This window comes from Streptomyces sp. NPDC086777 (assembly GCF_040702065.1).
In the GTDB taxonomy this organism is placed as follows: Bacteria; Actinomycetota; Actinomycetes; order Streptomycetales; family Streptomycetaceae; genus Streptomyces.
This window is the reverse complement of the sequence record NZ_JBFBJI010000005.1, coordinates 68914-93706: the sequence shown is the minus strand read 5'-3', so window position 1 is coordinate 93706 and position 24793 is coordinate 68914. Positions and strand designations below refer to the sequence as shown.

The following is a 24793-nucleotide window of genomic DNA, read 5'->3' as shown; positions in this document are numbered from 1 at the left end:
GCGGAAATAGGACCCCATGATCCTTGTGACCACGGCCGGGAAGGTCGGCTCCGAAGCGGTGCGCCTACTCACGCAGCAGCAGATGCCGGTCCGGGTGCTGGTCCGGGACCCGGCGAAGGCGAAGGCGCTGGCGGATGCGGGTGCGCACGTCGTGGTCGGCGACCTGGAGGTCCCGGCGAGCATCGATGCGGCGATGGCGGGGGTGACGGCGGTGGTGCTGGTCAGCCCCGCCGTGCCCGCGCAGGAACTGAACGTCGTCGCCAGCGCCGCGCGGGCCGGGGTCGGGCACATCGTCAAGGCCAGCAGCAAGGCCTCGCCCGACTCGCCGATCGCCCGGCGGCGCGGGCAGAGCGAGATCGAGGCCGGGCTGGCCGCCGGCGGGGTGCCCCACACCCTGCTGCGTTCGAACGCCTACATGCAGAACGTCCTTGCATTGGCGCCCGCGATCGCCAAGACCAGCGGCTTCGGCTCCGCGGCCGGCAAGGGGCGCACAGGCATGGTCGACGCCCGGGACGTGGCGGCGGTGGCCGCCTCGATCGCCGCCACGCCCGCTGGGCACGCCGGCAAGACCTACTGGCTCACCGGCCCGCAGGCGATCTCCAATGACGAGGTGGCCGCCGTGCTCTCCAGGCTGCTGGGCCGGACCATCACCTACCGGGAACTGAGCTTCGAGGAGAACAAGGACGCGATGATCCGCGCCGGGGTCCCCGAGCAGATCGCCCACATGAACGCCCAGGCGTTCAGCATGATCGCGGAGGGCGACGCCGACTGGACCACCCAGGACGTGCCGACCCTGCTGGGCCGCCCGGCGCGCTCGTTCGAGCAGTTCGCCGCCGACCACGCCGCCTCGTTCGCGTAGACAGCACACCGAGAGAAGAAGGAAACAGGACCATGACACTTCAGGGAAAGACCGCGCTCGTGACGGGCGGCACCTCGGGCATCGGCCGCGCCGTGGCAATGAAGCTGGCACGCCGCGGCGCCCACGTGATCGTGACCGGTCGCGACAAGCGTCGCGGCGACGAGGTCATCGCCGCGATCGACGCACAGGGTGGCAAGGCCCGGTTCATCGCCGCCGATCTCGCGAACTTCGACGACGTGCGGCACCTGGCTGAGGCCGCGGCGGATGTCGACGTGCTCGTGAACAACGCCGGCGTCTTCCCGGGCGGCCCCACCGAGCAGACCACGGAGGAGGACTTCGACCTGGTCTTCGACGTCAACGTCAAGGCACCGTTCTACCTGACCGCGGCCATCGCGCCGCGGATGGCCGCCCGGGGCGGCGGCGCGATCATCAGCATCTCGACGATGGCGGCGACCGTCGGCTTGAGTGGCTTGGCCGCCTACGGAGCCTCCAAGGCAGCGGTCGAGGCCCTGACCAAGTCCTGGACTGCCGAGTACGGCCCGCAGGGCGTACGGGTCAACGTCGTTGCCCCGGGGCCGACTCGCACCCCGGCGAGCGCCGCGATGGGTGAGACGTTCGACGCCCTGGCCGCAACCGTGCCGGCACGGCGAGGGGCGGATCCCGACGAGATCGCCGCGGCCGTCTGCTTCCTTGCCTCCGACGAGGCCAGCTTCATCTACGGAGCTGTTCTGCCCGCTGATGGAGGCCGCGTCGCGGTCTGACCGCCGCTTACGCGCGAACGTGGTGATAGGCACAGGCCGGTGGCAGTGTCGAATCCGTTTGCGATCTCGCCGGCACGATCGACAAGTTCGGCACGGCCTACGACGAGCACGACGCCAAGCCCTACCGGTGGACCTACGACGGCACCCCACTCAAACCCACATGACCCACGCAGGATCAACGCGGCGCTGCACCAGGGCCTCTCGTTCGGATCTTGGATGACCCTGAGGCGATGGTCGGAGGCTTGTGGGACGATCACGCGCATGACGCTCGATCCTCAGCCGCTGGCTGGTACCCACATAAGACTTCTGGCTGGTCAGGCTGCGTCTGGCCGCGCGGTCCATGAGGTACTGCCGGCCCGCGCGGTGGGGGCGGACCTGTTCGAAGTGGCTGGAAGTCCGGGCATGGTGCTCGGATGCGCAGCTGGTGACGTGCTGCGGGTTACCGATGACGGCCAATTCGAGGTTGTTGAACGCGGCGAGAACCTGTGCGTTCAGGCAGCTGGTCTGGGGCAGCTGAGTTTGGAGTCGTTCGCTGAGCTGAGAGAAGCGGTCAGCCATCTCGGAGGCATGACCGAGGCGCCGCCAGATTTGCGCTTCATCGTCGTCACTGTCGCCCGCACGGTGGGCATACCCGCGATTGAGCAAGTCATGGATGCCTGGGCCGCGGGCATCGATGAGGTCGAATGGTGGTTCGGCAACGGAGACCATGCAGACGCTTCCGCCTGAGCAGCGGGTGGCAATGCCGCGCCATTGCTTCAGGCGGTTGATGCACCGCTCGACGGTGTTGCGCTGCTTGTATGCCTCGCGGTCGAAGGCCGGCGGTCTGCCGCCCTGACTGCACCGCCGCAGCCGGTGGCCCCGCTGGTCCGCCGGGACCGGGATGACGGCCGGGATGCCACGTCGGCGCAAGTGGTCACGGATAGCGCGGGATGAGGAGGCCTTGTCGGCCAGGACCAGGTCCGGCCTGGTGCGGGGCCGGCCACGCCGTCTGGGAACGCGCAGCCGGGCCATGGCGTCGGTGAAGGCCCGCGCCTCACCGGCCTGCCCGGCAGTGAGAACCAACGCAAGCGGTCGGCAATGGGCATCGGCAGCGAGACGGATCTTGCGAGCCATGGGCAAACGCTTCCCCGCGTCGGAGCGCGGCCGGGCACTGGGCCCGGTCGAGGAACCGCACGGCAAACTGGTCGTCGACGCGTCCCTCACCGTCGAGGTCCTCGCGCCCGGCACGGTCCCGGTGCCACCGCCGCCGAGGCGCCGGCTGTCCCCGATCTGGTGATCCTGGCGCTCCCGAAGGTGTCCAGGCCGAAAGCGAAGTCAGGCACGGGCGGTCTCCTTGGCGAGCAGTTCCCTGACCCGCGGGGCGACTTCGCGTCCCAGCAGCTCGATCGTGCGGGCCCGGGCCCGGCGCGGCAGGTGCATGATGTCGTACTTGAGGTCGAAGCGGCTCAGGTGCAGGTCGCGGGCGGTCCGCGCGATCTTCTGGGCGACGGTCTCCGGGGAGCCGACGAACAGCGCGCCCTGGTCGAGCTCCGCCTCGTAGCGGTCGCGGGTCGGCTTGTAGAAGCCGCGCTCCTCGGCGGCCTGGGTCACGACGGGCTGCCAGTACTCCCACCAGGTCTCGGCCGCCTCCTCGTCGGTGTCGGCGACCAGGCCCAGGGAGTGCTGGCCGATCGGCTGCGGCTCGTGCCCGGCCTGTCGCAGGGCCTCACGATAGAGGGTGACGTGACCCGCGAAGCGTTGCGGGCGACCGCCGATGATGGCCATCATCATGGGCAGTCCGTAGCCGGCGGCACGGATCACGGAGTGCGGGCTGCCGCCCACGCCGATCCAGGTGGGGATCCCCCCTTCGCGCATCCGGGGATGCGGCCGCTGCTGGGTGAGCGGTGCCCGGAACGCTCCGGACCACGTCACCGTCTCCTCCCGCTGGAGGCGCATGAACAGCTCGAGTTTCTCCTCGAACAGTTCCTCGTAGTCGGCGAGATCGTAGCCGAACAGCGGGAAGGACTCGGTGGCCGAGGCCCGGCCGAGGACGAGCTGGGCCCGGCCGTTCGACACAGCGTCCAGGGTGGAGAAGCTGTAGTAGAGCCGCACGGGGTCGTTGGTGCTCAGGACGGTCACCGACGTTCCGAGGCGGATGCGGTGGGTGGCCGTGGCGATGGCCGAGAGCAGCACGGGAGCGGCACTGTCGACGTGGCCGGGCCGGTAGTGCTCGCCGATGCTGAAGACGTCCAGGCCGCTGGACTCGGCGAGGGCGGCCTCCTCGACCAGCAGCCGGACGGTCTCGGCGTCCCCGAGCGTGCGGCCGTCGTCTGTGGCGACCTCTCCGAACGAGTTGAGGCCTATTTCGAAGGTCATGGTCTCCTCCACCGGTGGTCCCGCAGGGTGACCGGTCTCAGCCATTGATTGACGGGACAAGTATCTGGACACATGCTTGACGTGTCAATCGATGAGTAACCGGCGGTGGTGATGTGTGTACCGGTTCGGCGGTGGCCGAACGCCCGCCTGTCGGCGCATCGATCATGGATCTCGTATTCGATGCAACAAGTAAGTGAGGCGACCCGTCGTGGCCCACGCCACCCAGATGCCGCACGCAGCCGTCCGGGCGTCCGGCAGGCCCACGCGGCAGAAGATCGTCCGCACCGCCATGCGGCACACGGCCACGGGCTCGGCCGCGCTCACGATGCTCCACGCGGCCCTGCTCGGCGTCTCCTCCGGCGTCGACCCGTACCCCGACCTCTCCTGGACGGATGACACCACTCACGTGCTGTCATCCGTCCACATCCTGGCGCCCTGGCCTTTGATGGCACTGGTCCTGCTCTGGCTGGCGCAGCAGCGGCCGGCGGTCTACGCCCGGGCCGCCCTCGCGCTGCTGCTGTCCAGCGCGGCCTGACTGCTGTACACCTGGTCGGTTCCCATGGGACACCTGCCGGCGCGTGAGAGTTCGGTCTTCCGCGAATTCCTCGCGATGCCCGGTGCGCTCACGGGCTGGTATTTGATGACGGTCCTGGCCGCGATGACTGCCGTCTCGTCGGTACGCACCCGCATCGCCTTCATGATCACCGCACTGGGCGGTGTGACGAGATCTGTGCTGACATCCCCGCATCCAGCCTCGGCGGGTGCGCTCGCCGCGGTCATACCACTCCTGACCTGGTTCGCCGCGGGGCTCCTCACGGGCAGGGACCCGCTGAGGCGGCGCATCGAGGACTCGTGGGAGGTGGCGGGGCAGGCCGTCGTACCGCGACCGCGTGCCCGCGTCCGTACCTCCCCCGGCGCCGCACGCTTGGGGCGGGTGGGCTGACGGCCGTGCACCTCAACGGTGTGATCGAGGCGGCAGGCTGGTGATCGTACGTCCTGGTGTTCGTGCTGACGGCCATTGAGACGAGCGCCTTCGTCGGGCTGCGGGTCCCCGGTGAGACCGCCGCCCTGCTCGCTGCCGCGGTCGTCGGCCGGGGCGGCCTCGACGTCTTCCTCCTGACCGCTGTCGTGGTGGCCGGAGCCGTCACCGGTGACAGCCTCGGCTCCACCCTCGGCCTCCGGTGCGCCCGCCGCCCTGCCGACGACCCCAGGCAGGCCCGGTGGGGCCACCGAACCGCGCGCGCCCGTGCCTTTCTTGCCCACCACGGTGCGGCCACAACCGGGTCGCCGTGGTCGTCCGGCGCCGAGCCCGCGCGGCTACGCAGTGAAGTCCGCGGCGTGGTCCCGGGCCCACCGGGTGAAGGCGCGGCCCGGGGTACCGGTGACCTCCTCCACCGTGGCGGTGATCTCCGGCGGCACGCCGACCGTCTGCGCGAACGAGCTCAGCATCCGTTCGAGCATCGGGGCCGGAACGTGCGGGAACAGTTCCGCGCCCGCCTCGCGCGGGTCGACCTCGACGAACGTCAGCTCCCGGCCGACGGCCGCACCGATCGCCGCGACCTGCTCGGCGTTGCTGTATGCCTCCGGGCCCGTCAGATGGTGCACCGCGGCCTCGTGGCCCTCGTCGAGCAGCGCCCGCTCGGCGACCGCCGCGATGTCGTCCTCGTGAACGGGCGCGAAGCGGGCGTCCGCGAAGACGCCCCGGACGGTGTTCCCGGTACGGATCTGCGGCGCCCACTGGAGGGCGTTCGTGGCGAACGCGTTGGGACGCAGGAACGTCCAGGCGAGGCCGCTGGCGCGGATTCGCCGTTCGGCTGAGTCGTGCAGGACGTGGACGGGGTGGGTGGCGTCGACGCCTCGGTGGATGATCCCGCTGGAGAGCAGGACGACGTGACGGACCCCCTGGGCGCGGGCCGCATCCAGGAGAGCCGCGGAAGTCGCCTGGGCGTAGAGGAAGAGGCTCCTCGCTCCCGCGAACCGGACCGCGGACTCATCCGGTCCGAACAGCACTACCTCGGCGCCCCGCGGGAGTGAGGCCCGTTCGGGGTCGCGGGTCAGCGCGCGTACCGGTACGCCGGCGGCGAGGAGACGGTCGACGAGAGCTCGGCCGACGTTGCCGGTCGCGCCGGTCACTGCGATCACAGGTGCTGCCTCCGAAGGCTCGATCGGTGATTTCTGGCGATCCGAGCCTAGTTGTCGTATGTGAGATGTCCGCTGGTCAGGGCGGTGTTCGGTGATTCCCGGTGTCCTGGGGACGGAGATTTCGGAAATGACCATGAACCGCACGTCGCGGTGGATCCGTGTCGATGGTGAAAAGCCCCCGCTGCCGCACCCCTGGCGGCGGGATGGGGCCGGCTGCCCTTTAGTGCGCCTTCAGGGCAGCCCCCCATGTTTCTGAGATCAACCCTGCCTTGTGTCGTGTCAGCCGGTCGCGCTGTCCCGGTAAGTCTCCAGCAGTCTCAGCCAGACCTCGCTGATGGTGGGGAAAGCGGGGACAGCGTGCCAGAGCCGTTTCAGGGGTACCTCGCCGGTGACGGCGATCGTGGCCGAGTGGAGGAGTTCCCCGACTCCCGGTCCGGCGAAGGTGACGCCGACCACGGTGCCGCGGTCGGTGTCGACCAGCATCCGGGCCCGACCCCGGTAGTCCTTGGCGTACTGCTGCGCGCCCGCCAGCCTGCCGATCTCGTAGTCGACCACCTCGACCCGGCGCCTGGTTCGCCGCGCCTCGTGGGTGGTGAGGCCGACGGACGCCACTTCGGGCGTGGTGAAGACGACCTGCGGCACGGCGGTGCAGTCGGCCGTCGCGGCATGGGCGCCCCAGCGGGCGTCGTCGAGCGGCGTCCCCAGGGCGCGGGCGGCGATGGCCGCGCCGGCGATTCGGGCCTGGTACTTTCCCTGGTGGGTCATCAGAGCCCGCTGGTTGACATCGCCGACGGCGTACAGCCAGCCGTCGGTCACGGCAGTCACCCGGCACGTGTCGTCCACCGTGAGCCAGGCGCCCGGGGTGAGACCGACGGACTCCAGGCCGACATCGGTGGTGCGCGGCGCACGGCCGGTGGCGAACAGGATCTCGTCCGCCGCCAGTTCCTCGCCGTCGGCCAGGGTGATCCGTACCTCGTCGTCCGCGCCGCCCGTACGCCTCACGGCGGCGACCTCGGTTTCCAGCCGGATGTCGACGCCCGCGTCGCGCAGCCCGTCGGCGACAAGTTCACCGGCGAACGGTTCCATCCTCGTCAGCAGGCCGGTACCGCGCACGAGCAGGGTCACCCGGGAGCCCAGCGCCTGCCAGGCGGTGGCCAGTTCGACCGCGACCACACCCGCGCCCACCACGGCGAGACGGCCCGGGACCCGGTCGGCGCCGGTGGCCTCGCGGTTGGTCCACGGGCGTACGCCGTCGAGGCCGGGTATGCCCGGCAGGGCCGTGGTGGTGCCCGTACACACCGCGACGGCGTGCCGCGCGCTCAACCGGACGATGCTCCCGTCCGGAGTCCGCACCGACACCTGCCGCGGGCCGGTGAGGCGGCCGTGACCACGTACGAGGTCGACGGAGACGGAGTCGAGCCAGTCGACCTGGTCCTCGTCCTTCCAGTAGGCGGCCATCCGGTCGCGGTGCGCGAGGACGGCGTCCACGTCCAGCGGGCCCTGCACTGCGGCGGCAAGGCCCGGGACGCGGCGGGCGTCGGCGCGGGCCACCACCGGCCGCAGCAGCGCCTTGCTGGGTTCGCAGGCCCAGAACGAGCATTCCCCGCCGAGCAGTTCGCGTTCCACGATCACCGTGCTGAGCCCGGTGGCACGGGCCCGGTCGGCCACGTTCTCCCCGACCGGACCCGCGCCTATGACGACCACGTCGTAGGCGCGGTCGGACTCGTTCATCATTGCTCCTGTTGTTCAAGAACAGCTCCGGCCTTCGCGTGAGGGCGTCGGCCGGAGCCCGTGTCTCCTCGGCCACGTCCGGTGGACGGACGCGCTGTCACCGGCCGGGGAGCCGGGTGGTGATCTCCTGCAGCACCCAGCCGTTGCCGTCCGGGTCGCTGAACGTGGCGAACGAGCTGTAGCTCGCGCGCTCCGGGTGCGGGCCGCTGACGCGCCCTTCTTCGGTTCCGCGGTGGAAGACGCCGCCGGCGTCGTGGAAGATCTCGCTCATCTCGATGCCCCGGCCGACTAGTTCGGCGTGTGCCGCCTCAATGTCCGAGACGGCGAGGTGCAGGCCCTGCACGGAGCCGGGGGCGGCCGTGGTGACGCCGGTTCCGAAGAGGATCGAGCACTGCGATCCCGGTGGGGTCAGATGCACCACGCGGTAGGTGGCGTCGGCGACGTAGTCGACATCGAGACGGAATCCCGCCTGCTCGTAGAAGGCCTTGGCCCGGTCGATGTCGGAGACGGGCAGTACCACAACTTCGAGTTTCAGATCCATGTTCGCTTCTTCTGTTCGCGGGTGGGAGATTTCGCGAGGTGTGCGTCACCGGTTGAACCGGTGAGATCATGACACCGTTATGCGTAACCGGTCAAGCCGGTGACGCGAGGAGGTCGCCCGGTCGGTCGGCGAGGCGGGTGGCGGCGAAGGCCAGGGGGGTGTGCGGGAGGTGGCGGTCCGGTCCGGAGCCGAGTGGCGCCACGTGACGAAAAGTCATCTCGGCGCCCACCGGGGTGAGTTCGCGCGAGTGGACTCGTCTCAAACACATTTTAATACGTGACCATGCAATAAAATGTGTTTTCTACTTCACTTGCTGAGCATTTCTGTGCGAGGAGTATGTCAATCGCTGCTGCGGCTTCCCCGGTCGCCTGTGAGGTGTGTCGGCGGCCTTCGGGCCGGTGCCCCTGGGCGACCGAGAGCGCACCCGTGCGGGTTGCCGCGCTGTCGGCCCTTGGACCGCGCACGCAGGCGGAGCGCGCCGTCGCGGCGGCCTTCCTGCACGGCCTCGGCGGACGGAACGCCCCTGCCGCGCAGGCAGCTCTCGCGGGAGCGCCGGGCGATCCGCGCCGACGTCCGTGGGGGAAGCCGGGCCAGCGGTGCCGGCAGGGGGTGAGGCGGCACGGGCTTGGGTACGGCCGCTGCGTCCTAGCGAACCGTCAGGCAGCCGGTGAGCTGTCGAGGTGCTGTACCGTCGGCGCGTAGCCGAAGCCGGCTGTGCGCACGTATCCAGTGACCACGAGGACGGCGTCGGCCGTGAACGTCAGCCGGTCGGATCGCGACTGAGGTCTTCCGGTCCCCGCCTGCGCCCTCGGCGCCGGGCGCAGGGATGTCACGGAGTGTCCGCGGCCGGCTTTGCCGCGTCGATCAGGACTGCTGCCGCGGCGCGGGCGGTCGTGGCGGCGGACAGGTCGTGGTCCATCCGGGCCGACTGTCCCGCGCCGTCGTACAGCAGGTGCAGCTGCCGGGCCAGCGCCTCGGGGGCGGTGTAGCCGGACGCCACGGCGAGTTCGGTGAACAGGCCGCGGATCCAGAGGCGGCAGGCGTCCGCGACCTTGCGAATGGAACTGTCCTCGGCGGTCTCGGCGGTGGCCCGTACGAAGGCGCAGCCGTTGTACGAGGGGTCATTGATCGCCTCGTCCAGGGCGTCGAAGACACCGAGCAACTGCTCGCGCGGGGTGCCGAAGCGGGTCAGGGCAGTGGTGATCCGGTCCCTCATCCGCACGTAGCGCAGCTCGAGGTAGGCGCGGACCAGCCCTTCCTTGCTTCCGAAGGTGTTGTAGAGGGACGCCTTGGCCACCCCGGCGTGCTCGATGACGCGGTCGATGCCGACGGTCTGCACGCCTTCACCGTAGAAGAGCTCGTTGGCGGCTTCGAGGAGCCGCTCGCGTGCGGACGGCTCGGCCGCGGTTCTGGTCGCCATGGCCGCACCTTTCATACAGACTCGTTGACTGTAGTGCCAATGGTTTCTGTCATACCTCTGGGACCTGGGTCACCGGGGCCGTCTCGGACTGGATGTCCTGCGAACGCACCACCGACACCCGCTGCACCGTGTCGGCCTGGCGGCCGCGGGTCAGCAGCCCGGTCAGGGCAGCCAGAGCCAGCACGATGACGGCGATGCCGTACTCCCGGGAGGTCTGGACCAGGCCGCCGCCGTGTACGACCAGGACGCCTGCGATCACGGCCGGCACGCCCAGGCCCACGTAGCACACGACGTACAGCAGGGACAGGACACCGGCGCGCTCATGCGGCTCCACCTGCGGAATGACCAGCCGGATGCCGCCCTGGAACCCGCTTCCGAAGCCAACGCCTGAGATCGCGCCGCCCACGAAGAAGCCGATCACGGAGAGTGTGCCACCGGTGCCCGAGCCGATCGAAACGAGGGTGATCGTCACGCCGACGACCAGGGTGCCGATGCTGACGAGCATCATGGCCCGGGTCGCCGCGCTGCGCATCGCGATGACCGAAAGGCCGGCGCAGCCCGCGATGACGAACAGCGGCAGTCCGCCCCAGACGACGGAGTCGGAGTGCACCAGGGTCCGGGTGATGGCCGGGCCGAGTGCGCCGTACAGGCCGGCCAGAGCCCATACCGCGAAGATCACGGGTGCGGCGATGGCCACCGACGCGCGGGCGGACCTGGGCAGCTTGAACTCGGGAACCATGCTGGCCAGTGCGCCCCGCTTGCGGGTCACCGTCTCGTTCAGGGCGAGCACGCCCAGCCCCTGTACGACGAAGACACCTAGGAGCACGACGTAGACGAGATGGGTGGGGGCGGGCAGGTACTGCACGATCAGTCCGGAGGCGAAGGCGCCGCTCGCAGTTCCCATGGTGGGGGCGAAGGAGTTCAGGAAGCTGCCCTTGCGGGCGTCGATGTCCAGCATTCCGGCGCCGAGCGCGCCGACTGCCGCGCCGGTGCTCAGACCTTGCAGGACTCGGCCGACCAGCAACGTCGCCACGTCCCCGGCGGTGATGAACACGACCATCCCCAGGATCTGCACGACGAGGGCCATCAGCAGCACCGGGCGCCGGCCCACCTGGTCGGAGACCCTGCCGAAGACCAGGAGGGCGGCCAGGACGGCCACCGCGTAGGTGCCGAAGACGATGGTGATGGTGATGGGGGAGAAGCCCCAGCGCTGCTGGTAGATCGCGTAGAGCGGGGTGGGGGCGCTGGACGACGCCAGCAGCGATATGAGGATCGACGCCAGCAGTCCGATCGAGGACTTGGGCCCGAGACCGAGGGCCCGGCGCCGCGGCCCCGCGTGCGCGCCGGACGACTTGGCCGGAGTACGCGGCGAGGCGGGCGGACGCGTGGAGGATGCGCGGCTCATGAATCTCTTTCCGGATGGGGCGAAGCGGACATCCCCATGTTAGACAGACCTGTCTGTCTAGTGTGAGCGGGATGGCGTGAGGTGCGTCGCACCGACCCTGTGTGCGCGGCACGTCGCCCTGTGTGTCGGGGAGCCCGGCGCCGTCCACCGCCGCTCACCCCCCGCCCAGCAGTTGCTCGAACGGCACCGGATCGCGGTACGGGCTCACGGGTGCGGGCGGCTCGCTGGCGACGGTCGCGACGGCGAATTCCCGGGCCGCTCGTGCCACGCGCTCGAGCAGCGCTCCCTGGGAATCGCGTTCGCGGCCCCAGTCCTCGGTTGCGGCGTACACCGCGGTGGGCACGGCCGGCGCGTGCAGATACGTGAACATCGGCCGCATCGCGTGCTCCAGCACCAGAGAATGCCGGCCGGTGCCGCCGGTGGCCGCGATCAGCACGGGCTTGCCCGTCAGCGCGGTGTCGTCGAGGCAGTCGAAGAACAGCTTGAACAGACCGCTGTAGGAGGCGTTGAAGGTCGGAGTCACGGCGATCAGGCCGTGGGCCTTCGCGACGGAGTCGAACACATCGCGCAGTTCGGGCGACGGGTAGCCCGCCATCAGGTGGTCGACCAGGTCGTGCGCGTGGTTCCGTACCTCTGCGACGACGATCTCGACGGGCGAGCCGAGCCGCTCCAGCTCGGAGCGGGCGGCCTCCGCGAGCCGGTCCGCGAGCAGACGGGTGGAGGACGGCAGGCCCAGTCCAGCCGAGACGACGGCGACGGTGCGCTTCATCGCGGGTCCTCCTGCGGACGCGCGGCCTCATTCCGCGCCGTCGCGGTGAGCGAGGCGTGCGTCGGGGCGTCCGGAACATGGGCCGGGCGGCCGACCGCGAACTCCTTGCGCAGGACGGGCACGATCTCGCCCAGGAACTCGATCTGTTCGAGGACGGTCTCGCGCGGAACGCCGATGCCGTCCACGTTGAACAGCTGACGCTGGTAGTCGCCACCCGCGTGCTCGCGATACGCCAGCACACGCTCGATCACCTGTTGCGGACTGCCGACCACTACCGCGGTACGGACCATGGTGTCCTCGAGGGACGGGCCGTTCCCGTACGCCGGGGAAGCGTCGAAATACATACGGAACTCCCGGACGGCGTCCTGCGAGTTCTTCCGCACGAACGCGTGCGCGGCCAGGCCGACGAAGGCCTGGTCGGCGGGGCCGTGCCCGTAGTGCTCGAAGCGGCGGCGATAGAGGTCGACCAGCTGCCGGACATGCTCCTTGGGCCAGAACAGGTTGTTGTGGAAGTAGCCGTCGCCGTAGTACGCGGCCTGTTCGGCGATCTCAGGGCTGCGGATGGAGGCGTGCCAGACGAAAGGCGGCACGCCGTCCAGCGGCCGCGGGGTGGCGGTGAAACCCTGCAATGGGGTGCGGAACCTGCCCTCCCAGTCCACTGTGTCCTCGCGCCACAGCCGGCGTAGCAGGGCGTAGTTCTCCACAGCCAGGGCGATGCCGTCGCGGATGTCCTGTCCGAACCAGGGGTAGACCGGCCCGGTGTTGCCACGGCCCAGCATCAGGTCGACCCGGCCGTCGGCGAGATGCTGGAGCATCGCGTAGTCCTCGGCGATCTTCACCGGGTCGTTCGTGGTGATCAGCGTGGTCGACGTGGACAGCACGATCCTCTTCGTCCGCGCTGCGATGTGCCCGAGCAGCGTGGTGGGCGAGGAGATGACGAACGGAGGGTTGTGATGCTCGCCGGTGGCGAAGACGTCCAGGCCGGCGGCGTCGGCGAGTTCGGCGTACTCGACAAGTGCCTGGAGCCGGTCGCGTTCCGTGGGTGTCCGTCCGGACATCGGGTCGCGCCCCACGTCTCCTACGCCGAAGATTCCGAATTGCATCCTGTACGTCCTGTGTGTGGTGTCGATGGCGCCGTCGGCTTTTGCGCCGACGGCGGTTCCGGGCGCCCTGAGGGGCCGGGTGAGCAGCTGGGACACGAGCCCCATCAGGCGCTCGGCGCTCAGAGATCCAGCGGGCGATCCGTCCACAGCGCCTGCTCGCGCAGGATCAGTGCTTCGAGGGCCGCGAGGTCGTCGGCGACGTGATGCTCCCGGCCGAGGCGCGCGTTCTCGTTTTGAGCGGATCCGTGAACCGCCCTACGGTGACGGCCGTGCCCTGTCGCGTCGTGGTCGGGTGCACAGCCGTCCTCGTCGGCGTGCGCACCCCGGTGCCGTCCGGTGCCCGCAGGGTCGGCGGCACTGCCGGGCAGTGCGAGGCCGGTTCGCATGTCGGTGACGGTGAGAGTCATGTCTTTCCTTCCCCGGGGCGCTGGTCCGACGGCTCGCCGAATCGCAGGGCGGTCGCACGGCGCACGAAACCCGGGCAAGTGCCCGGGTAATTGCTACGCGCAGCAAATATAGGCGATTCCGCGAGCTTCACACGTGTTAGCGCGTGTACCGTGGGTCACACCTCGGGGGCGAGCGGGACAGAACGCGGCTCTGGCGCCAGTGCGTCGGTCAGGTGGCGACGTTGCGCAGCGCTGCCGCGAGTTTCTTGAGATCCAGTTCCTGGAGGTGGTCGAGGAAGTGCCGTCGGATGGCGTCCAGATTGGTGGGATAGGCCTCCTCGAGGCGGGTCAGGCCGGCGTCGGTCAAAGAGGCGTACCAGCTGCGGCCGTCCTTCTCGCACCGCAGCCGCTCGATGAAACCCTCGCCCTCCAGCCGTTGCACGATGCGGGTCGTACCGCTGAGTGACATCTCGATGGTCTTGGCGAGCTCATGCATACGTAGCTGTCGGCGGGGTGCTTCCGACAGATACATCAGGGTCAGGTATTCCGTGTTCGACAGCTGCTGCTCTCGCTGCATCTGGGCGTCGATGGCGCGGGGCAGTGCGTAGAGGATCGAGGGTAGGGCGCGTACGACGGCTTCCTCCTCGACGGTAAGCGGTTTCAGGCCGTCACGCGGGGCGGGCTTGGATGTCATAGGGCATACCTCACATGTGTGCGGTGCAGAGGGCCGCTGTCGACGGGCGATCCGGTGCCGTAGGTCTGCCGCCGGGCGAGTTATTGCTTGACGGAACAACCTCTTTGGATTACTGTGCTTGTCGAAGCAATTATATCGCGAACCTGTCGCCAGGGCCACATCTACGCCCGGGACGGACGCGTCACTTTCACGAAGGGTTCCAGCGTGACCAAGATCGGGATCATCCTCGGCAGCACTCGTCCGGGCCGCAACGGCGAGGCTGTCGCTCGCTGGGTGCTCGACATCGCCTCGAAGCGGACCGACGCGGAGTTCGAGCTGGTCGACCTCCTCGACTACAAGCTCCCGCACCTCGACGAGGCGCTCCCGCCTTCGCTCGGCCAGTACTCCCAGCCGCACACGCGGGAGTGGGCGGACAAGATCGCCTCGTTCGACGGCTTCATCATGGTGACGCCCGAGTACAACCACTCCACGTCCGGTGTGCTCAAGAACGCCATCGACTACCTGTACGCCGAGTGGAACAACAAGGCCGTCGCGTTCGTCAGCTACGGCGGCGCGGGCGGCGCGCGTGCGGTGGAGCACCTGCGTCTGATCGCCGGGGAGCTGCAGATGGCGGACGTGCGTTCGCAGGTCGCGCTGTCGCTGTTCCACGACTTCGAGAACTTCAGCGTCTTCAAGCCCGGTGACTTCCAGCTCGAGGCCCTGAACGCCACGCTGGACCAGGTGCTGGCCTGGAGCAAGGCGCTCGCCCCGCTGCGTGCCGCCTGACGGGCGTGGAGAGCCGGCGGCGGCCGGGCTGAGAAGTCGGGCCGCCGCCGTTCGTACGGGAGACATCAGACAGCCGTTCCGTGGCCGGTGGGATCACGGCGCTCTCCCACGGACACGTCCGACTCTCGCCTCAGCAAGCCTGGCGGGCCCGAATGGCGGGCCATCACCATGAACTCGTGTCGAGCGACGCGCGACCGCAGCACCGCGTTCCGCAACCCCTCACCCAGGACGAAGAAGCCGTGGTGAGATCGCTCGGCCGCATTGTCTACGCCCTGCCCCGTGCCGTCGATGCCGACATGATGCGGGAGCAGAGGCTTTCCCTGACCGAATACCTGGCACTGGTGCACCTCTCCGAGGCCCCGGGCCGGAAGCTGCGTATGGGCGATCTCGCCGTCGCGGTGGAGCTGACGGGCAGCGGTATGACGCGCCTGGCGGACCGGCTGGAGAAAGAGGGCCTCATCCAGCGAGTCAGGTCCCGGCAGGACGCCCGCAGCTGGAACGCCGTCCTGACCGACGCGGGCTTCGACCGGCTGACCAAGGCCTGGCCGACCAACCTCGCCTCGGTCCGCCGTCATTTCCTGGACCATCTGACCGGGCTGGATCTCGGCAGGCTCGCGGCGGCCCTGCGCTCCATCGCCACCTGAGGGTGTGCTGCGCTCCCCGGGACCTGCCGGTCGATCCGGCCTCGAGCCCGGCGCGGGCGCCACATGTGGCCATGCCCTTCCGGAGCGGCCGACGTGAGGTGAGGTGCGCCTTCCAACCTCTGCAACCTTCCCCAAGGACCTCCATGCACATCGCAGCTGTCATCCTCAGTGTTCTTCTCGCCCTCGTCACCGGTGCCGCCGGCGCGCCGAAGGCGCAGTTCAAGGGTGCCGTCGTGGACGGGCTCGTCGAGAAGGGGCTCGGTTCCGCGCTGATCAGATTCATCGGCCTCGCGGAGGTGGCCGCAGCGGCATCCTGGCGGGCGTCGAATCCGGCGCCTTCGCTGACGGGGCCCGTGTGGTGGCCGAAATGGCGCAGCCCGTCGCGGTGCTGCACGGCGAAGGCGAGCAGCAGGTCAGCCTCGAATACCTGAGGGGCCTCATCATGCCGACACTCTGGCGTGGTGAAGTGCAGAACCTGCCGGGGCGGGACACGCACCGCACCTGGAGGCGCCGGAAGCCTTCGCGGAGCTGCTCACCCGGTTCATCGCAGACCTGGGCTGACGGAGTCGTCCTGGGCCGCTGCCGGGCACGTGCTGTCGCGGGGGAGTACCAGGTCAGGACGGAGATGCAATCGCATCGGGAGCATGAGAGCGTGATGACGGCGGCTGCGGATCCCGTGCTCGTCCCCGGCGCCCGGCCCGCGCCGGGCGCCGAGGACGAGAGGCCGCCGACACCGAGTGGTGCGCAGACGGTGGAGCGGCGCTCTTCAACGAAGTGAGCGGGCCTCGCGGGCGGTGATCGCCGGGGGAGCCGGGGTACACGACGGGGTGCTTCGGTGAGGACGTGCCGGTACGCCGCGAGTTCGCAGTGGAAGAACCGAGGTGCGATGAACGCCCAGGACGTGACATATTCCCCGGAAAGTACCGCCCTGCTGATCATCGATCCGTACAACGACTTCCTGTCGGAGGGCGGAAAGATCTGGCCGCAGGTCAAGGAGGTCGCAGAAGAGATCGATCTTCTCGACCACATGCGTGCGGTGCTGGCCGCCGCCCGCGAACAGGGTTTTCACGTGTTCATCGTGCCGCACCACCAGACGGCGCCGGGTGACTACGAGACGTGGGATCACCTGTCCCCGACTCAGCAACATGTCGTCGAGCGGCAGACGTTCGCGGTCGGCAGTTGGGGTGCCGAGTGGCATCCGGACTTCGTGCCGCGGGAGAACGAGCTGGTCATGCGCCAGCACTGGGCGTCGAGCGGCTTCGCCAACACGGACCTGGACATGCTGCTGAAGCAGCACGGTGTCCAGAAGGTCGTGATCATCGGGATGAAGGCGAACACGTGCGTCGACACCACCGCCCGGTTCGGGCAGGAACTGGGTTACCACGTGACGCTCATCCGGGACGCCATCGGCGCATTCTCGTGGGACGAGATGAAGGCCACGTTCGACATCAATGGTCCCGCGTACGCCCACGCGATCTTCACCACGGACGAGTTCCTGAAGACCCTTCAGAAAACCGGCGCGTGACACGATCGGAGCGGCGCGGCGCACCGTGCGGCCGGACCTCGGTCCGTCCGCACGGCTGTCGTCCCCGATCTCCCACGGGGATATGCTTGACTGATCAAGCACCGTCGCTTTTCGCAGCACAGGAACCAAGAGGGTCGGCACCTCCTTCCCCTGCAGCCATTCACCCGCGGCCACACCGCCGACGTTCCAACCGCCGCCCGTGTCAGTGGCGGGCCGCACGTCCAGGTCGTCGCTGCGGTAGACGTTCCACAGATTGCCCGCGGTCGTGTCGTTGACCGTGTCCGCGGACTCGGCCCGGACCACCATGCTGTCGGGGAAGGGGTCGTTCGAGTAGCGGCGCAGGAGGTTCAGGTCCTGGTTAGGGCGGTGGCGCCGCGTGGTGGCGTACGGTACGTTCCGGGTACGCCACAGGCCGGCGTCCTCCTGCCAACCCCCTCCACCCATGTCATCTTGTTGCCGCCGTTGACGGTGGCCTCGAGATTGCTGAGCAGGGTCTGACCGTGATTCGTGTCGATCACCATGTTTTTCGTGCCCGTCACGAAGTGGAAGCCGGGCACCGCGACGCCGTAGGACGCCCCGTCGAAGGTCTGGTTGGTGTACCACGGGCTCGGCACCCCGAACGAGCCGTTGGCCCCGTTCGCGACGGTCGACACCGCGGAGTCGTCCTTGAGCCAGCTGTTGTCGACGACGAAGCAGGGGTTCTGGCCGAACTCGGACTGGGCCTGTGAGCGGACGTACTTGCAGCATCCTCGCCTAGTGCTCTGACCGCAAAGGTTCACCGGCCTGGGGCGTGTGTCTTCCTTTGGCAGAGCAGACGTTCAGGAGCACTCGCGCAAGGGAACCGTCGCAGGAACGCAGCGCGTCACACGCCGGCGGATGAGCCTTGTCGTCGGGAGAGGGATAGCCTGCGTCGCTCTCGGTCGATCTCGGTGACGACCACCGTGATCTCGTCGCCGACCTGGACGACATCTGCTGGAGTCTCCACCGGTGTCCAGGCGAGCTCCCGCAGGTGAACCAATCCCTCGATCCCGTCGGCGACCTGGACGAAGACCCCGAACGGGATCAGCTTGGTGACCTGGCCAGGCAGTTTCTGCCCCACCGCGATGGCGTCGGCGAATACCTGAAAGGGGTCCGGCTGTGTGGCTTTCAAGGACAGTCTGGCCTCCAGGTTCCACGTGTCGAACTGGAGGAACTCGCATGAGACGCGCTGCCCGACCTGCACGACGTCGGTGGCTGCCTCGAAGCGTCGCCAGGACAGTTCAGCGAAGGAGATGAACCCGACGCCAGGGAAGACCGGATGGTCGGGTCCGTCGTCCAGCGCCACGAACACACCGAACCGTTCGATCGCTGTGACGGTGCCGGAAAGGAACTCGCCGCGGTGCAATGACTCCAGGAATGCCCAGAGTTCTGGGTTCTCAGACGGTCCACCCATCATGCTCCAAGCCTTTCACGAGGAGCTTCGCACCGGGTAGGAAGTGCGCTCACGCTGCGGTCTTGAGGGGACGTCCGCCCCAGCGAATGCCCTTCTCGCTGCGGATGCGGGCGCGTTCCTTGCGCTCGGCGGCCAGGACGTCACGGTGGCGGGCGTTGGCGTTGCGCCAGCGCAGGTAGGCGTGCAGGGCCCGTGTCTGGACGGTGTGGTTGGAGTGGTGGGAGTTGGCGATGGTGAACTGCCGCAGCGGTCCGAAATGCGCCTCGATCGGATTCGCCCAGGATGCATAGGTCGGGGTGAAGCACAGCTCGACCTTGTTCTTCCCCGCCCGGCGACGGATGTCGGCGCCTTTGTGGGCGGACAGGTTGTCCAGGATCACGTAGATCGGGGCGCCGTCGGGCCGGGCGGCACGGATCGACTTCAGCGCGGCCAGCGTGTTGGCGGCACCCTTTCTGCGGCGGTTGACGCCCCACAGGCTGTCGTCGCCGACCGAGTAGCAGCCATGGAAGTACCGCACGCCGTGAGTGCGGTGGTAGGTGGCGGGCAGCCGGTGGGGACGTTTCTGCTCGGCCCAGCCCGAGCCCGCGGTGGGACGGATCCCGAGCGGGCCAAACTCGTCGAAGGCGAAGACCCGGTCGGGGAAGCGGTCGAGGACCTCCTCGATCCGGTCCAGCTTCGCCTCGCGGTCGGGGTCCGGGGATTCTTTCCACGTCTTGGTGCGCTGGAAGGTCACGCCGCGGCGGGCGAGCCGGCAGCGTAACGCCTCGCGGCCGATCCGGATCACGTGACCGTGGACTTTGCGCAGGTAGGCGACGAGCTTGCGCAGGGACCAGCGAGTGAAGGGTTGGCCGAGCTTGGTCGGGCGGGTGATGGCCGTCTGGATGACGAAGTCCTCGTCGTCAGGGCTGAGTTGGCGGGGACGGCCTCCCGCCCATCGAGGGTCCAGGCAGGCCAGGCCGATCTCGTCGAAGCGGTGGATCACGTCCCGGACGGTGTCCTCGTCGGCCTGCACCAACTGGGCGATCACGGGCACCCGATTCCCGCCGGCCGAGGCCAGCAGCATCATCGCGCGCCGGTAGCGCACCGAGTTGGTGCTGCCCCGGCGCACGATCTGCTGCAGTTTCTGCCCTTCCTGGTCGGTCAGTCTGCGCACACGGACAGGCTCGGCCACCGCACCTCCAGCGGTGGGAACGGACGTCACCGCCCATCCAACCGCCCTAACCAGTAACCCGGTGAACCTTCCCGGTCAGAGCACTAGTTGCCGTTGCCCTGGTTGGTGAAGGCGTAGGCGTTGTCGGACCAGAAGCAGACGACCGGCTGCCCGCTCACCTTGTACAGGAGGTTGTCCGGCACGGTCTGGAAGTACGACCTCAGGCCGTACTTCCAGGGGTACTGGTAGCCGCCTTCACCGGAGCCGTTCGTGTCTCCCCTGTCGAAGATCGACGAGTAGCCCCCGGCATGGTGCTTGAACTGGTTCTTCTTGTGGGTCAGGGACGCCGGTATGTCGTCGAACGCGGCGATCTTCAGCCTGTCGGCGTAACCCCCGCGGTTGATCGGGTCCACCAGGCCGGCCAGTGCGCGCGAGTCTCCGCCCTGGTTGGGGACGGCGGAGCCGGGGATGTACCCGCGCGTGTCGACTGCGACGAAGTCGACGCCGGCGGTGACCAGTTCCTCGACATAGTTGTCCCAGAACTGCGGGGTCGTACCTTGGCCGCTTCGTAGAGCGGGTAGTTGTAGGTCAGAGCGCCCTGGTTCTCCTAGGGGCCACCGGCCGGTGTCGTGGTGTCGAAGCCGAACGTGACGCCCGGCGATCCGGCCCTGTCGGCGGCGCGGTGCGACAGGACGGACCCGCCCGTGTCGATGACCACGGATGTCGTGGCGGCCCCGGCAGAACCGGTCAGCGTGGCCGCCAGGCCGATTCAGGCGGCGGTCATCATGACCGCGAGGGACGACATGAGTTTCTGGCGACGCCGGCCGTTCCGAACACGTATGCCCATGTGTGCAAGCCCTCTCAGTAGGGTGTTCCAGGGGGCGGTTCGCCCCGCCCGGAAGGGAGCGCGCCCGTCGCCGCGCGGATGCGGGGGAGGACACGTGTGAAGTTGCCATGCCTCGGCGACTCGCCGCCCGAGTCAGCGCCTCCAGTAGCCGGAGGAGCCGTCCGTCCACCGTCGGTTCACTGGGAGATCGACTTCCGGTCACGGGTTGACCTGCGCGTTCAGACTTGGACAGACACTTGATCCTTGTTTGTCATTTCGTGTCTGCCCGGCCGGCAGCGCCGGTGTTTAGCGTCGTTGTTGCTTGAACAATCAATCCGAAAGAGTCTTCATGTGCAACAACGGTGACAACCCGACCGCAGAACCGACCGGACACAACCGACGAGGGTTCCTGCGCAATGCAGCCCTGGCCGGTGCGGGGACGGCGGTCGTGGGGACCGGTGCCTCCGTGTTCGGTGCGTCCCCCGCGTCGGCCGCGGACGCCGGCACAACCGGCAAGGTCGGCAAGTGGAATCCGGATCCGACCTCCCTCCAGTTCACGCTCGCGGTCATGCCGGACACGCAGTTCCTCTACTGGGGCAGCCAGGACAGCGTCAACCGGACGCCGCAGGAGGAGTCGTTCCGCTACATCATCAACAACAGCGGCAACCCTGACCTCAACATCGTGTTCATGGCACACCTCGGTGACATGACGCAGGACGCCGACCCGTCGTCGTTCGAGCAGGTCGACAAGGCGTTCGCCCTGCTGGACGCGCACGGCGCCGCGTACAGCGTGGTGGCCGGAAACCACGACCTGAGCGGCGACGACACCCGTGGTGACACCACGTACCTGCAGACCATGGGCCCGCGCCGGTTCAAGCGCTCGAAGACGTTCGCCGCGGCGGACCGGACCGGCTACAACACCGCGCACATCTTCCAGGCCGCCGGCCGCTCCTGGCTGCTGCTGGCCCTGGACTGGCGCACCACCGACCAGGGCTTCGCGTGGGCCAACGAGGTGATCAAGGCCCACCCCAAGATGCCGGTGATCATCACGACGCACGACATGGTGTGGTCGAACTACGATGACAACGTTTTCCCCTACGAGTCCGGGGACCCGGAGGACAACGCCGGTCTCTCCGACCACGGGCAGACGGTCTGGGACAAGCTGGTCGAGGACAACGACCAGGTCTTCCTCACCGTCAGCGGCCACTACTGGCCGCCCGGGCGTACCACCAAGAAGAACGCCGCCGGCAACGACGTGCACATGCACATCGCCAACTACCAGAACCGCTACTTCGGCGGTGGCGGCATGATCCGGCTCTACCACTTCGACCTGGTCCGTAACACGATCGACGTCGAGACGATCAACCCGTGGATCCTGGCCCAGGACCCGGAGTCCCGCCACGAGCTGGCGGCCGAACTCGCCCGGGTCAGCGGCCCGGTGGACAACTTCTCGGTGCCGATCGACTTCGAGAAGCGGTTCTCCGGCTTCGACCCCGTCCCGGCGCGTCCGGCACGGCCCGCGGCCCGGGAACTGGTCAAGGGGACGCTCGCGTACTGGCGTTTCGACGGGCAGGGCGCGCCCGGCACGGCGCTCACCGAGGGCGGCCGGATCCACGACCTGACGGGCCACGGCAACGACCTGACGGTGGTGAGCCTGCCGGGCTCCGCGGCCGACGCGCTGACCTGGTCCGCGGACCACCACCCCGACCAGCCCGGCCACGCCAGCCTCCAGTTCGCCGGCGGCCGGAACCCGGTCCACGGCGCGTACCTGACCACCGGGGCGACGGCTCCGCTGAACGCCGAGACGTTCAAGGACGGGTACACGATCGAGGCGTTCGTGCGGATGCCGCTGGATTGGGACGCCGGGAAGAACGGCAACGCGTCGTTCCTCAGCCGTCGTGGCGCGGCCGGGACCGCCGGCAAGCACGGCAAGAACACCGACCCGAACGAGCCGCTGGCGCAGTTCGCCATCACGAACAACGGCCGCGAGCCGCAGTTCAACCACTACCCGACGAACGACACCTACCCGACGACCAACTGGGGTCACGGTCTGGTGGAGCTCAAGTGGTGGCACCTGGCCGTCGTCAACGACGGCAGCCGCACGCGGCTGTACGTCGAGGGCGCCCCGGTCGTCGACAACCCGGACCGGCTGTCGGTCGGCCTCACGTCGCTGGGTCTGCCCTGGCTGGTGGGCGGTCACGAGTACGCGGGTGCCATCGACGTCGTCTTCCACGGCAACGTCGGCGACATCCGCATCGTGAACCGGCCCCTGCCCCACAAGGAGTTCCTGACAGCCAAGTAGGGCGGTGCCTCCCGTCTGCGGCGGCCGGGCCGCGGACGGGAGGTCCGGCAAGCCGCCTACTTCCCCGCGGTCTTCTGCGGGCGCAGGGAGGAGAACGCGGCGCGGAGTTCCTGCGTGAAGATGCCGGGGACCTCCCAGGCCGCGAAGTGCCCGCCGCTGCTGGCCTTGTGGTAGTAGAAGAGGTCGTGGTAGGCGCGGGACGCCCAGCTGTGCGGGGCCTGGTAGATCTCGCCGGGGAACACCGTGATCGCGGCCGGGACGGACACCGAGACGGCGTTGAAGTTGTTGGCGTTGTTCTCCCAGTAGAGCCGGGACGAGGAGACCGCGGTGTTCGTCACCCAGTACAGGGTGATGTCGTCGAGCATCTCGTCCTTGGTCAGGACGCGCTCGGGGTGGCCGCCGCTGTACGTCCACGCCGCGAACTTGTCGTACATCCAGGCGGCCAGTCCGGCGGGGGAGTCCGTCAGTCCGTATCCCTCGGTCTGAGGCCGGGTGACCATCATGGCCGAGTAGCCGGAGCCGGTCTTGTAGAAGTTCGCCAGCTGGTTGTAGGCGGCCTTCTCGTCCGGGTCGAGGCCGGCCGGCGCCGGGTACCCGCACTGGAGTTTCTGCGCGATGTCCGGGGGGACGGTGGCCGGGAAGTTGACGTGGATGCCGAGCAGTCCCGGCGGCTTCTGGACGGCCATCTTGTCCGAGATCACGGCGCCCCAGTCGCCGCCCTGGGAGACGTAGTGCTGGTATCCCAGGCGCTCCATCAGCACCGCCCAGGCGCGCGCGATGCGGTCGGGGTTCCACCCGGTGGTCGTGGGCCGTTCCGAGAAGCCGTAGCCGGGCATCGACGGGATGACGAGGTGGAAGGCGTCCTCGGCACGGCCCCCGTGGGCCGTGGGGTCGCTGAGCGGCCCGATGACCTTCAGGAACTCCAGGATGGAGCCGGGCCAGCCGTGGGTCAGGATGATCGGGAGGGCGTTCGCGTGGCGGGAGCGGACGTGGATGAACTGGATGTCGAGTCCGTCGATCTCCGTTATGTACATCGGCAGGGAGTTGAGTGTCTCCTCGATGTTCCGCCAGTTGTACTTCGTACCCCAGTACTGCGTGAGCTCCTTCATCGTGGCGAGCTGGACGCCCTGGGACTGGTCGTTGACGGTCTCGCGGTCGGGCCAGCGGGTCGCCCGTATCCGGCGGCGCAGCTCGGTCAGGTCCTGCTCCGGAACGTGCACGCTGAAGGGGCGGATGCTCTGCCTCTCGCTTGCCGAGGCGGGCTTTCCCGAGTTGTCCCAGGTTTGCAGTCCCAGGGCTCCGGTGGCCGCCACGGAGACCGCGGCGGCCGATGTGGAGAGGAATTTCCGACGGGAGTACGAGCTGAGAAGTTCGGGCATGACTGATCTCCCTGCAATCATTCCTGAGTTCGGAGCTGCGGAGTGGGGGGCGTCCTCCATGAGCCTTCCAGGCATGCGATCGAGCTGGATCGCGCGCCAGGCGAGTTGCCTTACCGCTGGTGAACCGAGCCGCGCTCGCGACTCTCGAGTCCGGCGTCGCGTGACACCGAGTCGCTCGTGCGACACAAACGACTCATTACTATCTGTAATGTTAGTTTTCTCTGTGTGAGCGCGCAATTCGGGCGGCCTCTGTCGCGGGCTGGCTGGACGGCACCGGGTGTCTTGCTGTCCTTCGCCGCTGTCGCGGTGTCGACCGCCTCGCGCTCGACGGCCCGTGCGGTTTGCCGGTGCCGGCCGACGACACTTTAATTGACTATGCAAGTAATATGTGCTTACAATCGTCCGCGAATTCCGGTCGGCAGGAACGGGTCCGACGAGGCGCACTCCGAGGCCTGCCCGCCTGGGGGGTGGTCTGCCGCAGACTCACACGACGTTCAGAAACGTGCCGCGTCGTGATGTCGCCGTACGCGGAACAGGCGGAAGGCAGATCTCCCCGCCACCGTGTCCGGAAGCTGACCGACGCCTACCCCCACGCTTTGACGAC

The 24793-nt window shown here is 68.6% G+C and carries 25 protein-coding genes and 2 pseudogenes; 11 read left to right on the top strand and 16 right to left on the bottom strand.

What is annotated here, in order from left to right:
* The first annotated feature begins 16 nt into the window (after positions 1 to 16).
* The 3 genes from AB0472_RS09320 to AB0472_RS09310 all read left to right on the top strand — a co-directional run bounded on the left by AB0472_RS09320 (position 17) and on the right by AB0472_RS09310 (position 2346).
* A complete protein-coding gene (locus AB0472_RS09320; RefSeq protein WP_366354803.1) occupies positions 17 to 859 on the top strand; it encodes an NmrA family NAD(P)-binding protein in 843 nt (280 codons plus the stop codon).
* 32 nt (positions 860 to 891) lie between these two features.
* Positions 892 to 1620: an SDR family NAD(P)-dependent oxidoreductase gene (locus AB0472_RS09315; protein ID WP_366354801.1), complete on the top strand. Its 729-nt coding sequence runs from the start codon at positions 892 to 894 to the stop codon at positions 1618 to 1620.
* Positions 1621 to 1881: 261 nt separating this feature from the next.
* The gene (locus AB0472_RS09310; RefSeq protein ID WP_366354799.1) at positions 1882 to 2346 is read left to right on the top strand and encodes a DUF4265 domain-containing protein; all 465 of its coding nucleotides are present in this window, start codon (positions 1882 to 1884) and stop codon (positions 2344 to 2346) included.
* Positions 2347 to 2349: 3 nt separating this feature from the next.
* Here the strand turns inward: AB0472_RS09310 and AB0472_RS09305 are convergent.
* Positions 2350 to 2724, bottom strand: a pseudogene (locus AB0472_RS09305) (transposase); the annotation flags it as partial.
* Between the two features lie 7 nt (positions 2725 to 2731).
* On the opposite strand from AB0472_RS09305, the gene AB0472_RS09300 reads away from it, so the two are divergent.
* Positions 2732 to 2896 (top strand): hypothetical protein, encoded by a 165-nt coding sequence (locus AB0472_RS09300; RefSeq protein WP_366354797.1) that lies wholly within the window; start codon positions 2732 to 2734, stop codon positions 2894 to 2896.
* A gap of 38 nt (positions 2897 to 2934) precedes the next feature.
* Here the strand turns inward: AB0472_RS09300 and AB0472_RS09295 are convergent, their stop codons facing one another.
* Positions 2935 to 3975 (bottom strand): LLM class flavin-dependent oxidoreductase, encoded by a 1041-nt coding sequence (locus AB0472_RS09295; protein WP_366354795.1) that lies wholly within the window; start codon positions 3973 to 3975, stop codon positions 2935 to 2937.
* 208 nt (positions 3976 to 4183) lie between these two features.
* Here AB0472_RS09295 and AB0472_RS09290 point away from each other — a divergent pair, with 208 nt between their 5' ends.
* Positions 4184 to 4510, top strand: coding sequence for a hypothetical protein (locus AB0472_RS09290; RefSeq protein ID WP_366354793.1), 327 nt, complete (start codon positions 4184 to 4186; stop codon positions 4508 to 4510).
* 24 nt (positions 4511 to 4534) lie between these two features.
* The gene (locus AB0472_RS09285) at positions 4535 to 4918 is read left to right on the top strand and encodes a hypothetical protein (protein WP_366354791.1); all 384 of its coding nucleotides are present in this window, start codon (positions 4535 to 4537) and stop codon (positions 4916 to 4918) included.
* 374 nt (positions 4919 to 5292) lie between these two features.
* Here the strand turns inward: AB0472_RS09285 and AB0472_RS09280 are convergent, their stop codons facing one another.
* From AB0472_RS09280 to AB0472_RS09240, 9 genes are all read right to left on the bottom strand, one after another.
* Positions 5293 to 6117: an NmrA family NAD(P)-binding protein gene (locus tag AB0472_RS09280; RefSeq protein WP_366354789.1), complete on the bottom strand. Its 825-nt coding sequence runs from the start codon at positions 6115 to 6117 to the stop codon at positions 5293 to 5295.
* A 279-nt stretch (positions 6118 to 6396) separates the two neighbouring features.
* Positions 6397 to 7848, bottom strand: a complete 1452-nt coding sequence (locus AB0472_RS09275) for an NAD(P)/FAD-dependent oxidoreductase (protein WP_366355180.1) — start codon at positions 7846 to 7848, stop codon at positions 6397 to 6399.
* Positions 7849 to 7945: 97 nt separating this feature from the next.
* The gene (locus tag AB0472_RS09270) at positions 7946 to 8389 is read right to left on the bottom strand and encodes a VOC family protein (protein ID WP_366354787.1); all 444 of its coding nucleotides are present in this window, start codon (positions 8387 to 8389) and stop codon (positions 7946 to 7948) included.
* 829 nt (positions 8390 to 9218) lie between these two features.
* Positions 9219 to 9809, bottom strand: coding sequence for a TetR/AcrR family transcriptional regulator (locus tag AB0472_RS09265; RefSeq protein ID WP_366354785.1), 591 nt, complete (start codon positions 9807 to 9809; stop codon positions 9219 to 9221).
* A gap of 49 nt (positions 9810 to 9858) precedes the next feature.
* Complete coding sequence (locus AB0472_RS09260) at positions 9859 to 11214, bottom strand: MFS transporter (protein WP_366354783.1); 1356 nt, start codon at positions 11212 to 11214, stop codon at positions 9859 to 9861.
* A gap of 154 nt (positions 11215 to 11368) precedes the next feature.
* Complete coding sequence (locus AB0472_RS09255) at positions 11369 to 11983, bottom strand: FMN reductase (RefSeq protein ID WP_366354781.1); 615 nt, start codon at positions 11981 to 11983, stop codon at positions 11369 to 11371.
* Positions 11980 to 13086, bottom strand: coding sequence for a CE1758 family FMN-dependent luciferase-like monooxygenase (locus AB0472_RS09250; protein WP_366354779.1), 1107 nt, complete (start codon positions 13084 to 13086; stop codon positions 11980 to 11982). Before AB0472_RS09250 ends, AB0472_RS09255 begins: the two co-directional genes overlap by 4 nt.
* Before the next feature lie 119 nt (positions 13087 to 13205).
* A complete protein-coding gene (locus AB0472_RS09245) occupies positions 13206 to 13493 on the bottom strand; it encodes a hypothetical protein (RefSeq protein WP_366354777.1) in 288 nt (95 codons plus the stop codon).
* Between the two features lie 208 nt (positions 13494 to 13701).
* Complete coding sequence (locus AB0472_RS09240; RefSeq protein ID WP_366354775.1) at positions 13702 to 14166, bottom strand: MarR family transcriptional regulator; 465 nt, start codon at positions 14164 to 14166, stop codon at positions 13702 to 13704.
* A gap of 204 nt (positions 14167 to 14370) precedes the next feature.
* On the opposite strand from AB0472_RS09240, the gene AB0472_RS09235 reads away from it, so the two are divergent.
* The 4 genes from AB0472_RS09235 to AB0472_RS09220 all read left to right on the top strand — a co-directional run bounded on the left by AB0472_RS09235 (position 14371) and on the right by AB0472_RS09220 (position 17100).
* Complete coding sequence (locus AB0472_RS09235; protein ID WP_366354773.1) at positions 14371 to 14931, top strand: NAD(P)H-dependent oxidoreductase; 561 nt, start codon at positions 14371 to 14373, stop codon at positions 14929 to 14931.
* 176 nt (positions 14932 to 15107) lie between these two features.
* Complete coding sequence (locus tag AB0472_RS09230) at positions 15108 to 15575, top strand: MarR family transcriptional regulator (RefSeq protein WP_366354771.1); 468 nt, start codon at positions 15108 to 15110, stop codon at positions 15573 to 15575.
* A gap of 143 nt (positions 15576 to 15718) precedes the next feature.
* Positions 15719 to 16006: a hypothetical protein gene (locus AB0472_RS09225; protein WP_366354769.1), complete on the top strand. Its 288-nt coding sequence runs from the start codon at positions 15719 to 15721 to the stop codon at positions 16004 to 16006.
* Between the two features lie 455 nt (positions 16007 to 16461).
* Positions 16462 to 17100 carry an isochorismatase family cysteine hydrolase gene (locus AB0472_RS09220; protein ID WP_366355178.1) on the top strand — a complete coding sequence of 213 codons (639 nt, stop codon included), beginning with the start codon at positions 16462 to 16464 and terminating at the stop codon, positions 17098 to 17100.
* Between the two features lie 144 nt (positions 17101 to 17244).
* Here the strand turns inward: AB0472_RS09220 and AB0472_RS09215 are convergent.
* The 4 genes and pseudogenes from AB0472_RS09215 to AB0472_RS09200 all read right to left on the bottom strand — a co-directional run.
* A pseudogene (locus AB0472_RS09215) lies at positions 17245 to 17879 on the bottom strand (DUF5010 domain-containing protein); the annotation flags it as partial.
* An 83-nt stretch (positions 17880 to 17962) separates the two neighbouring features.
* Entirely contained in the window at positions 17963 to 18535 is a 573-nt protein-coding gene (locus AB0472_RS09210; RefSeq protein ID WP_366354767.1) for a S1 RNA-binding domain-containing protein, read from the bottom strand.
* A gap of 46 nt (positions 18536 to 18581) precedes the next feature.
* A complete protein-coding gene (locus AB0472_RS09205) occupies positions 18582 to 19703 on the bottom strand; it encodes an IS630 family transposase (RefSeq protein ID WP_366354765.1) in 1122 nt (373 codons plus the stop codon).
* 83 nt (positions 19704 to 19786) lie between these two features.
* A complete protein-coding gene (locus AB0472_RS09200) occupies positions 19787 to 20638 on the bottom strand; it encodes a DUF5010 domain-containing protein (protein ID WP_366354763.1) in 852 nt (283 codons plus the stop codon).
* A gap of 219 nt (positions 20639 to 20857) precedes the next feature.
* Here AB0472_RS09200 and AB0472_RS09195 point away from each other — a divergent pair, with 219 nt between their 5' ends.
* On the top strand, positions 20858 to 22810 hold the full coding sequence (locus AB0472_RS09195; protein WP_366354762.1) for a LamG-like jellyroll fold domain-containing protein: 1953 nt from the start codon (positions 20858 to 20860) through the stop codon (positions 22808 to 22810).
* A gap of 56 nt (positions 22811 to 22866) precedes the next feature.
* Here the strand turns inward: AB0472_RS09195 and AB0472_RS09190 are convergent, their stop codons facing one another.
* On the bottom strand, positions 22867 to 24189 hold the full coding sequence (locus AB0472_RS09190; RefSeq protein ID WP_366354760.1) for an epoxide hydrolase: 1323 nt from the start codon (positions 24187 to 24189) through the stop codon (positions 22867 to 22869).
* Between the last annotated feature and the right edge of the window lie 604 nt (positions 24190 to 24793).

Coding starts and splice junctions, on each gene's coding strand:
- AB0472_RS09310 (WP_366354799.1), top strand. CDS start 1,882: ATGACGCTCGATCCTCAGCCGCTGGCTGGTACCCACATAAGACTTCTG.
- AB0472_RS09250 (WP_366354779.1), bottom strand. CDS start 13,086: ATGCAATTCGGAATCTTCGGCGTAGGAGACGTGGGGCGCGACCCGATG.
- AB0472_RS09265 (WP_366354785.1), bottom strand. CDS start 9,809: ATGGCGACCAGAACCGCGGCCGAGCCGTCCGCACGCGAGCGGCTCCTC.
- AB0472_RS09260 (WP_366354783.1), bottom strand. CDS start 11,214: ATGAGCCGCGCATCCTCCACGCGTCCGCCCGCCTCGCCGCGTACTCCG.
- AB0472_RS09270 (WP_366354787.1), bottom strand. CDS start 8,389: ATGGATCTGAAACTCGAAGTTGTGGTACTGCCCGTCTCCGACATCGAC.
- AB0472_RS09245 (WP_366354777.1), bottom strand. CDS start 13,493: ATGACTCTCACCGTCACCGACATGCGAACCGGCCTCGCACTGCCCGGC.
- AB0472_RS09240 (WP_366354775.1), bottom strand. CDS start 14,166: ATGACATCCAAGCCCGCCCCGCGTGACGGCCTGAAACCGCTTACCGTC.
- AB0472_RS09295 (WP_366354795.1), bottom strand. CDS start 3,975: ATGACCTTCGAAATAGGCCTCAACTCGTTCGGAGAGGTCGCCACAGAC.
- AB0472_RS09195 (WP_366354762.1), top strand. CDS start 20,858: ATGTGCAACAACGGTGACAACCCGACCGCAGAACCGACCGGACACAAC.
- AB0472_RS09320 (WP_366354803.1), top strand. CDS start 17: ATGATCCTTGTGACCACGGCCGGGAAGGTCGGCTCCGAAGCGGTGCGC.
- AB0472_RS09210 (WP_366354767.1), bottom strand. CDS start 18,535: ATGATGGGTGGACCGTCTGAGAACCCAGAACTCTGGGCATTCCTGGAG.
- AB0472_RS09300 (WP_366354797.1), top strand. CDS start 2,732: ATGGGCAAACGCTTCCCCGCGTCGGAGCGCGGCCGGGCACTGGGCCCG.
- AB0472_RS09220 (WP_366355178.1), top strand. CDS start 16,462: ATGAACGCCCAGGACGTGACATATTCCCCGGAAAGTACCGCCCTGCTG.
- AB0472_RS09285 (WP_366354791.1), top strand. CDS start 4,535: ATGGGACACCTGCCGGCGCGTGAGAGTTCGGTCTTCCGCGAATTCCTC.
- AB0472_RS09225 (WP_366354769.1), top strand. CDS start 15,719: ATGCACATCGCAGCTGTCATCCTCAGTGTTCTTCTCGCCCTCGTCACC.
- AB0472_RS09190 (WP_366354760.1), bottom strand. CDS start 24,189: ATGCCCGAACTTCTCAGCTCGTACTCCCGTCGGAAATTCCTCTCCACA.
- AB0472_RS09315 (WP_366354801.1), top strand. CDS start 892: ATGACACTTCAGGGAAAGACCGCGCTCGTGACGGGCGGCACCTCGGGC.
- AB0472_RS09255 (WP_366354781.1), bottom strand. CDS start 11,983: ATGAAGCGCACCGTCGCCGTCGTCTCGGCTGGACTGGGCCTGCCGTCC.
- AB0472_RS09275 (WP_366355180.1), bottom strand. CDS start 7,848: ATGAACGAGTCCGACCGCGCCTACGACGTGGTCGTCATAGGCGCGGGT.
- AB0472_RS09200 (WP_366354763.1), bottom strand. CDS start 20,638: ATGGCAACTTCACACGTGTCCTCCCCCGCATCCGCGCGGCGACGGGCG.